At 66.2% G+C, this 8,803-nt stretch carries 9 protein-coding genes; 6 read left to right on the top strand and 3 right to left on the bottom strand.

The genetic code is table 11. The features are described 5' to 3' along the window. Window positions 1-143 precede the first annotated feature (143 nt). Window positions 144-401: a hypothetical protein gene (locus VE759_RS01800; RefSeq protein WP_324927655.1), complete on the top strand. Its 258-nt coding sequence runs from the start codon at window positions 144-146 to the stop codon at window positions 399-401. A 46-nt stretch (window positions 402-447) separates the two neighbouring features. On the opposite strand, the gene fadD17 is transcribed toward VE759_RS01800, so the two are convergent. From fadD17 to VE759_RS01785, 3 genes are read right to left on the bottom strand one after another with little or no spacing between them, the layout of a single operon-like run. Further along, entirely contained in the window at window positions 448-1,956 is a 1,509-nt protein-coding gene (gene fadD17 / locus VE759_RS01795) for a long-chain-fatty-acid--CoA ligase FadD17 (RefSeq protein WP_324927653.1), read from the bottom strand. Window positions 1,957-1,959: 3 nt separating this feature from the next. Next, window positions 1,960-3,117: an acyl-CoA dehydrogenase family protein gene (locus tag VE759_RS01790; protein WP_324927651.1), complete on the bottom strand. Its 1,158-nt coding sequence runs from the start codon at window positions 3,115-3,117 to the stop codon at window positions 1,960-1,962. Between the two features lie 16 nt (window positions 3,118-3,133). Continuing rightward, window positions 3,134-4,315: an acyl-CoA dehydrogenase gene (locus tag VE759_RS01785; protein WP_324927649.1), complete on the bottom strand. Its 1,182-nt coding sequence runs from the start codon at window positions 4,313-4,315 to the stop codon at window positions 3,134-3,136. 159 nt (window positions 4,316-4,474) lie between these two features. Between VE759_RS01785 and VE759_RS01780 the strand changes: the two genes are divergently transcribed. The 5 genes from VE759_RS01780 to VE759_RS01760 all read left to right on the top strand — a co-directional run bounded on the left by VE759_RS01780 (window position 4,475) and on the right by VE759_RS01760 (window position 8,710). After that, entirely contained in the window at window positions 4,475-4,666 is a 192-nt protein-coding gene (locus tag VE759_RS01780; RefSeq protein ID WP_324927647.1) for a ferredoxin, read from the top strand. Between the two features lie 13 nt (window positions 4,667-4,679). Then, a complete protein-coding gene (locus VE759_RS01775; protein ID WP_324927645.1) occupies window positions 4,680-5,633 on the top strand; it encodes a 3-oxoacyl-ACP reductase in 954 nt (317 codons plus the stop codon). 303 nt (window positions 5,634-5,936) lie between these two features. After that, window positions 5,937-6,656 (top strand): MlaE family ABC transporter permease, encoded by a 720-nt coding sequence (locus tag VE759_RS01770; protein WP_414687809.1) that lies wholly within the window; start codon window positions 5,937-5,939, stop codon window positions 6,654-6,656. Next, a complete protein-coding gene (locus VE759_RS01765; protein WP_324927642.1) occupies window positions 6,653-7,507 on the top strand; it encodes an ABC transporter permease in 855 nt (284 codons plus the stop codon). The genes VE759_RS01770 and VE759_RS01765 overlap by 4 nt, the downstream gene beginning before the upstream one ends. Before the next feature lie 12 nt (window positions 7,508-7,519). After that, a complete protein-coding gene (locus tag VE759_RS01760; RefSeq protein WP_324927640.1) occupies window positions 7,520-8,710 on the top strand; it encodes an MCE family protein in 1,191 nt (396 codons plus the stop codon). Window positions 8,711-8,803 lie beyond the last annotated feature (93 nt).

Here is an 8,803-nt window from a genome sequence, read left to right as displayed (position 1 = left end):
CCCCCGATCGGGGGACATCCAATTCATCCGCTGTGCGGCCCGGTCGGCCGACAGACGCCGCGGCGATGCTGCGGCACATTAGGTACAACGCCGGAACAAACCGGCCGATCAAGTGAAAAGCCAACGCACACAGGAGAATTAAGATGACACGCAACACCACCACTTGGGCCCGTCGATTGGCCGCCGGTGCGGTGCTGGCCGCGGCTCCCGCGCTGATCGCGCTGGGCACCGCCACCGCCAGCCACGCCACGGCCGGCTCCTCGTCCGGCTCGACCTCGCCGTCGTACGCGCCGACGCCAACCGGACCCAGCTCGGGTCAGTACCCGTGGAACAACGTGCCGTGGGATCAGTCGTCCTTCCACCACCGGCACGCGGCGGAGCAGCAGTCCTGGTACCGATGAGGGCAACCGAAAGCCCGGATGCGGCTGGCATCCGGGCTTTCGCGTGTCAGCGGCGGATCACGAACACCGGGTCGTCGCAGTCGACGCCGTCGGCCTGTAGTTCTCGCTTGAGAACCTTGAATGTTTCGGTGCGTGGCAGTGCGGAACTGACACGCACCACCGACGGCCACTGTTTGGGGCCGAGGTCGGGTTGTGCGGCCAGGAAATCGCGGAACGCGTCGACATCAAACGTGGCGTCGTCGGCCAGCACCAGCGCGGCCATCACCCGGTCACCGACGTCGCCCGCGGGTATCCCGTAGACCGCCGCCTCCACCACGTCGGGATGGCGCAGCAGCACCCGTTCGATCGGTGCGGTGCCGAGGTTTTCGCCGTCGACGCGCAACCAGTCACCGAGCCGGCCGGCGAAGTACGCGTACCCGTTCTCGTCCCGATAGGCCAGGTCGCCGCTGTGGTACACGCCGCCGGCCATGCGTTGGGCATCGGCCACCGGATCGTTGTAGTACCCCTCGAAAAGGCCCATGCCCGCGGTGTTCACCAGCTCACCGATCACCCCGGGAGGGCACGGCACACCGGTGTCGACGTCGACGATTTCGGTGCCCTCGGGCAGCGGCCCCAGCGCACCCTGCGGGGTGTCCGGCGTGCGGCTGATAGCCACCCCACCCTCGGTCGAACCGAACCCGTCGACGACCACGGTGCCGAATCTGCGGGCGAAACGTTCGATGTCGCCGGGTGCGCCCTCGTTGCCGTACACCGCCCGCAGCGGGTTATCGGCGTCATCCGGACGCTCCGGCGTGGCAAGCACATATGACAGCGGCTTGCCGACATAGTTCGCGTACGTCGCGCCGTAGCGGCGAACATCGGGAAGGAACCCCGACGCGGAAAACTTGCGGCGCAACACCATCGAGCCCCGGGCGGCCAGCGCCACCGACCACCCCACCAGCACCGCGTTCGAGTGGAACAGCGGCATCGACACATAGCAGACGTCTTTGGGGCCCAAGTCGAAGCGCTGGGTCATCATCACGCCGGCGATCGCAACCTTGCCCTGACTGCACTTCACGGCCTTCGGGTCGCCGCTTGTGCCGGACGTATAGATCAGCATGAACAGGTCGTCCGGCTTCGAAGCCCGCGCATGGACTGGTGAGTTCTCGTGTGCCGCCACCTCGTCCGACCAGCCAACCGAATCGACGTTTATATGATCCATTTCACCAACCGCAGCCGACGAGCCCGAGTCGGCCAGCACGATCTGGCAGTCGGCACGGCTGACGTCACGGGCCAACGCCGCACCGCGGCGAACCGGATTCAGGCCCACCGGCACGATGCCCGACAGCCCCGCCGCGATCAGCACCGCCGAGAAGAACGGAGTGTTCCCCAGCAGCACGCCGACATGCGGCGGTCGGTCGGGATCGAGGCGTTTCCGCAGCGCGGCCGCCACCGCGGCGCCGTGGCGAATGTGGTCGCGCCAGCTGCTAAACGAGTCCTCGAAGTACACGCCCCGGTCGTCGACATCGATGAGCGGGGTGATGAGCGAAGTGACAGTGGGAAGTTCGTCGCTCACGGATCAGGCGGGCGTGTCAGCCAGTTCCCGGCCGATGCGGCGCAGCTGCCCGGTCGCACCGCCGATGGTGAACTCCGTTTGTTTGGCGGCCAGAAAGTAGCGGTGCACCGGGTGGTCGAGATCGATCCCGACACCGCCGTGCACATGCACCGCGGTGTGTGCGACGCGGTGCCCGGCGTCCGCGGCCCAAAACGCCGCGGTGGACACGTCGATGTCGGCGGGCAGATCCTCGGCCAGCCGCGACACCGCCTGAGTCAGCGTCAGCCGCAGGCCCTTCACGTCGATGTACCCGTCGGCGAGGCGTTGTGCCACCGCCTGGAAGCTGCCGATGGGCCGGTCGAATTGCTCACGCTCGCGGGCGTACTCGGCGGTGAGTTCGAGTGCGCGCTCGAGCACGCCAAGCTGAATTGCTGTCTCCCCCAACGCTCGACGTGTCGTCAGCCAACTGACCACCTGGTCGTCGCCCACGATCCGCCCCGCATCCACCTCGGCGCCCTGCAATTCGAGATGCCCGACGCTGCCGTGCCCAGTGGTGTCAAGGGCGGTCACCGATACGCCGGGGCCAGTCGCCATAACAAGGAAAACCCGCGTGCCCGCGTCTGTTTCGGCGGGAACCAGGAACGCATCGGCGACCGGGCCGTAGCCGACAAGGGTCCGACTGCCGGTGAGCCGGTATGTCGCCGCGGCTCCGGTGTCTGATGTCGCCGGCCCAGCGGCTCCGGTGTCTGATGTCGCCGGCCCAGCGGCTCCGGTGACCTGCACCGGACCCTGACCCATTTCGCCATCGAGCGCGACGGCCAGAATCTTGTCGCCGTTGACGGCGGGCACTGCCCATTGCTGCCGCAGTTCCTCGGAACCGAACTTGGCCAGGGCTCCGGCGGCCAGCACCACCGACTCCAGGTACGGGACCGCGGCGAGTTGCCGGCCGAGTGCGGTGAGCACCGCCGCCTGCTCGATCACGCCGAAACCGCCGCCGCCCAAGGATTCCGGTGCGGCGGTGCTGAGAATGTCGGCGTCGATGAGCTTGCGCCACAGATCGCGGTCGAACCGCTGATCAAGCGTGTCGAGCCGGCGCTGATGCTCCGGAGTGCACACCGCTTCGGTGATCGTGCGCACCAGCGCGGACAGCTCGGTTGCGGCCTCGGTGGTCCTGAAATCCATCGTCTGTCCTCGATCGTCAGCGGTTTACTCGCGGCAGGCCCAACGCAACCATCCCGATGATGTCGCGCTGAATCTCGTTGGTGCCGCCCCCGAAGGTCAGGATCAGGCAGGCGCGGTGCATCCGCTCAACGCGTCCGCGCAGCAGCGCGCCCGGGGAGTCTTGGCGCAACGTGGCTCCGGTGCCGAGCACTTCCATCAGCAGTCGGTATGCCTCGGTGGCCAGTTCGGTGCCGAACACCTTCGCCGCCGACGCATCTGCCGGGGATAGCGCTTCAGCTTGCGCCGCCGCCAACTCCCAGTTGATCAGCTTGAGCACCTCAACCTTGGCGTGCACCCGGGCCAGGTTCAGCTGCACCCATTCGGAGTCGATCAGCCGCGCTCCGCGGGCGTCCTTGGTATTCTGCGCCCATTCGCGAACGGCGTTGAGCGCCGCGAAGATTGGCTGCGCGGACACCAACGCGACGCGTTCGTGGTTGAGCTGGTTGGTGACGAGCTTCCAGCCGCCGTTTTCCTCGCCGACCAGATTGGCCGCCGGCACCCGCACGTCCTGGTAGTAGGTGGCGCTGGTATCCGGTCCGGCCATCGTGTGCACGGGCGTCCAGGAGAAACCCGGCGCGTCGGTCGGCACGATCAGCACCGAGATGCCGCGGTGCTTCTTGGCGTCGGGGTTGGTTCGAACGGCCAGCCACACATAGTCGGCGTACTGGATGAGGCTGGTCCACATCTTCTGGCCGTTGACCACATAGTCGTCGCCGTCGCGCACCGCGGTGGTGCGCAGCGCCGCGAGGTCGGTGCCGGCACCCGGTTCGGAGTAGCCGATCGAGAAGTGCAGCTCGCCCGACGCGATGCGGGGCAGGTAGAAGCTTTTCTGCTGGTCGGTGCCGAACGCCATGATCGTCGGTGCGACGCTGTTGATGGTCAGGAACGGCACCGGCGCGCCCGCGATGGCGGCCTCGTCGGTGAAGATCAATTGGTCCATCGCGGAACGGGCCTGACCGCCGTATTCCTTCGGCCAGCCCAGCGCGAGCCACCCGTCGTGGCCCATTTGCGCAACCGTCTCCCGGTAGACGTCGCCGCTGCCCATCTCCCCGGACGTCGACAGCAGCGCCTCCCGGCGCTCGGGCGTCATCAGGTTGTCGAAGTAGGCCCGCAGCTCGCGGCGCAGCTCTTCTTGCTCGCGGGTGTAGCCGATCCGCATCGCCTCGTCCTTACTTCTGAAGTGCCCCCGACTCTCCCGGTTGTAACACGTTCTAGTCTTGGGGTCCAGCGAGGGTCCCTGGCTGCGTCGCCCACCACCTGGTCGTATTCTGGTGCCGAGTGTCGACAGGGCCGTCCGGCCGGGCTCAAGGAGGGTGTCGTGCGAGTTGAAGTTGACCGCGATCGATGTGAAGGTAATGCCGTGTGCCTCGGAATCGCGCCCGATATTTTCGATCTGGACGACGAGGACTACGCCGTCGTGAAAACCGACCCAATACCTGCTGACCAGGAGGACCTGGCCGAGCAGGCGATCGCCGAGTGCCCGCGCGCTGCATTACTGCGCAAGGACTAGAGGTATTCATAAATTGAGCCACGGGAACTCTGCGGCCGGGGACGCTCGCGCTGTCCAGCGGTCGCAGGAGTCGGCGGATCTGTCTCGCCGCGTCGCCGTGGTAACCGGCGCTGCCGCCGGCCTGGGCCGCGCCGAAGCGATCGGGCTGGCCCGATCGGGCGCGACCGTGGTAGTCAACGACATCGATTCGGCACTGAAGAACTCCGATGTCGTCGACGAAGTCGGCGCCGCCGGCGGCATGGCCGTTGCGGTACCGGGCGACGTCACCGAACGCGCCACCGCCGACCGATTGCTGGCCGCGGCGGCGGAGCAGGGCGGCCTGGACATCGTCGTCAACAACGCCGGTATCACCCGCGACAAGATGCTGTTCAACATGACCGACGAGGACTGGGACCTGGTCATCAACGTGCATCTGCGCGGCCACTTCCTGCTCACCCGCAATGCCGCAGCGTACTGGCGCTCGAAAGCCAAGGAGTCCGGCGGCCAGGTGTACGGGCGGCTGGTCAACACCTCGTCTGAGGCGGGGTTGTCCGGACCGGTCGGGCAGGCCAACTACGGCGCCGCCAAGGCCGGGATCATCGCCCTGACGCTTTCGGCCGCCCGAGCGCTGCACCGCTACGGCGTGTGCGCGAACGCGATCTGCCCACGCGCCCGCACCGCGATGACCGCGGAGGTCTTCGGCGATGCGCCCGACCCGAGCGACGTCGATATCGACCCGCTGTCGCCCGAACACGTGGTGACCCTGGTGCGTTTCTTGGCGTCGCCGGCGGCGGAGGCGGTCAACGGCCAGGTGTTCATCGTCTACGGCCCGACGGTCACGCTGCTTTCCGCGCCCAGTGTCGAGCAGCGGTTCACCGCCGAGACCGCGGCATGGGAACCGGCCGATCTCAGCACAGCCATCCGGAAGTACTTTGCTGATCGAGATCCCGATGTAAGCTTCGCCGCGACGCGGGTGCTGCAATCTTGACGTCACAGCACACCGCTAGCGGTCCCAAGGCCGACTAGAACACGTTTCAGAATCGATGCCGGTAAGTAGCTGGGAGCTGGACAAAACGTCTGGTTATGTCTTATTTTCCCGAGCTTTGACACCGCGAACTTGTTCTAGTTAGTATGATCCGGCTCACGTAGCGCTACGTCCGTGTCGGGGGTGGGAGGGCGCCGGGCGGAAGTAGATCATGGCTTCGCCCTGCCCGCTCACCCTGCTACCCGAGAAGGGGGAGCCGAGGTGAGGGAACAGCTCGCGGTACCGGCCCGTGCCGTGGGCGGGTTCATGGAGATGTCCCTCGACACTTTCCGGGCCCTGTTCCGCCGTCCCTTCCAGGCGCGGGAGTTTCTCGACCAGACCTGGATGATCGCGCGGGTTTCGCTGGTCCCGACATTGCTGGTGGCGATCCCGTTCACGGTTTTGGTCGCGTTCACGCTCAACATCCTGCTGCGCGAGATCGGCGCGGCCGACCTGTCCGGCGCCGGCACGGCTTTCGGCACCATCACCCAGCTCGGACCGGTGTGCACGGTGCTGGTGGTGGCCGGTGCCGGCGCGACGGCAATCTGCGCCGACCTCGGTGCCCGCACGATCCGCGAAGAGATCGATGCGATGCGGGTACTCGGCATCGACCCGATCCAACGGCTGGTCGTGCCGCGCGTGCTGGCGTCGACCGTGGTGGCGCTGCTCCTCAACGGCCTGGTGTGCGCGATCGGCCTGTCCGGCGGCTATGTGTTCTCGGTCTTGCTGCAAGGGGTCAACCCGGGGGCGTTCATCAACGGCCTGACCGTGCTCACCGGCCTGGGCGAGCTGGTCATTTCGGAGGTCAAGGCGCTGCTGTTCGGAATCTGCGCTGGGCTGGTCGGCTGCTATCGCGGGCTGACCGTCAAGGGCGGCCCGAAGGGGGTAGGCGAGGCCGTCAACGAAACCGTCATCTACGCGTTCATCTGCCTGTTCGTGATCAACGTGCTGATGACCGCGATCGGCGTGCGGATACTGCACCGGTGAGCCAGCTCGGGAGCTACGACGTCACACTCCGGATACGCCGCGCGTTCCGATGGGTGCCGAAGGCCGTCGACACGTTCGGCGAGCAGGCATTGTTCTACGGCGAGTCGTTGCGCTACATGCCGAACGCGATTCGACGCTATCGCAAGGAGACTATTCGGCTGATCGCCGAGATGTCGTTGGGGTCCGGAGCGCTGGTGCTCATCGGCGGCACCGTCGGCGTCGCGGCGTTTCTGACGTTGGCGTCGGGCGGCGTCATCGCGGTGCAGGGCTACTCGTCGCTCGGCAACATCGGTATCGAGGCATTGACCGGGTTTCTGTCCGCATTCCTCAATGTCCGCATCGTCGCACCCGTCATCGCCGGCATCGCCCTGGCCGCCACCATCGGCGCCGGCACCACCGCCCAACTCGGCGCGATGCGGGTGGCCGAGGAGATCGACGCCGTCGAATCGATGGCGGTGCATTCGGTGTCTTACCTGGTGTCGACCAGAATCATCGCTGGCCTGATCGCGATCATCCCGCTGTACTCGCTGGCCACCCTTGCCGCATTCTTCGCCGCACGCTTCACGACCGTCTATATCAACGGCCAGTCCGGCGGCCTCTACGACCACTACTTCAATACGTTCCTGATTCCGACCGACCTGCTGTGGTCGTTCCTACAGGCGATCGTCATGGCGGTGGCGGTGATGCTGGTGCACACCTACTACGGCTACAACGCCGCGGGCGGCCCCGTCGGCGTCGGCATCGCCGTCGGCAACGCGGTGCGGACATCGCTAATTGTCGTGGTCGTTATTACTTTGTTCATCTCCCTCGCCGTTTACGGCGCGTCCGGTAACTTCAACCTCTCCGGATAACAGGGGAACGCCGTGTCGAGGACCGCCGCCGTCAGGATCGCCGCCATCGTGTTGGCGGCGATCCTCGTCGCGTTCGCTGTTTTCACCTACCTCGCCTATACCGCCGCGTTCGCCTCCACCGACACGGTCACCGTGACCTCGCCCCGGGCGGGGTTGGTGATGGACAAGGACGCCAAGGTCAAGTACCGCGGCATCCAGATCGGCAAGGTCAGAAACATCAGCTATGCCGGCGGTCAGGCGCAGCTGACGTTGGCCATCGACAGCAGCCAGATGCGCTACATCCCGTCGAACGCACCGGTGCGCATCGCCAGCACCACCGTGTTCGGCGCGAAGTCGGTCGAGTTCGTGCCGCCGCCGCAGCCGTCGGGCACGTCACTTCGACCGGGCGCCCATGTGCAGGTCGAGGCGGTGCAGCTGGAAGTCAACACCTTGTTCCAGACCCTGATCGATGTGCTGCACAAGATCGATCCGGTGAACCTGAACGCCACCCTGACCGCACTCGGCGAGGGCCTCCGGGGCCACGGCGACGATCTCGGCGCCACCTTGGCCGGTCTGAATCAGTATCTGCCGCGATTGAATCCGAAGTTGCCAACGGTGCGTCGGGATTTCGCACAGACCGCGCAGGTGGCCAACATCTACGGCGACGCCGCACCCGATCTGGTCACGGTGATCGACAACGTCCCGACGATCAGCAACACCATCGTCGACGAGCAGGACAACCTGAACACGACGCTGCTTGCCGCGATCGGGTTCGGCAACAACGCCTACGACACGCTGGCGCCGGCGGCCGACGACTACATCGCCGCGATTCAGCGGTTCCGGGCGCCGTTGAAGGTGCTCGGTGACTACTCGCCCGAACTCGGCTGCATCCTGCGCGGCGTCAAAAAGGCCATCGAGCAGTTTGCCCCCGTTATCGGCGGTACCCGGCCGGGCCTGTTCACGTCGTCGAACTTCGTGTTGGGTGTGCCGGCGTACACCTACCCGGAGAGCCTGCCGATTGTGAACGCGTCCGGCGGCCCGAACTGCCGTGGTCTGCCCGACCTGCCGAGCCTGCAGTTCGGCGGCTCTTACTTCCACTCACAGTTCCTGGTCACCGACAACGCCTACATCCCGTACGAACCGTTCACCGAGATGCAGGTGGACGCGCCGTCGACGTTGCAGTTCCTGTTCAACGGGGCGTTCGCGGAACGGGACGATTTCTGATGAGCGCTTGCGCGAAGAAGAGACGGCTGCTGATGAGCGCTTGCGCGACGAAGAGACGGCTGCTGATGAGCGCTGGCGCGACGAAGAGACGGC

The organism is Mycobacterium sp. (assembly GCF_035640695.1).
GTDB lineage: Bacteria > Actinomycetota > Actinomycetes > Mycobacteriales > Mycobacteriaceae > Mycobacterium.
The sequence above is the reverse complement of the archived record's forward strand: the minus strand, read 5'-3'. Positions and strand labels throughout refer to the sequence as shown.

Coding starts and splice junctions, on each gene's coding strand:
- VE759_RS01800 (WP_324927655.1), top strand. CDS start 144: ATGACACGCAACACCACCACTTGGGCCCGTCGATTGGCCGCCGGTGCG.
- VE759_RS01790 (WP_324927651.1), bottom strand. CDS start 3,117: ATGGATTTCAGGACCACCGAGGCCGCAACCGAGCTGTCCGCGCTGGTG.
- VE759_RS01785 (WP_324927649.1), bottom strand. CDS start 4,315: ATGCGGATCGGCTACACCCGCGAGCAAGAAGAGCTGCGCCGCGAGCTG.
- VE759_RS01770 (WP_414687809.1), top strand. CDS start 5,937: ATGGAGATGTCCCTCGACACTTTCCGGGCCCTGTTCCGCCGTCCCTTC.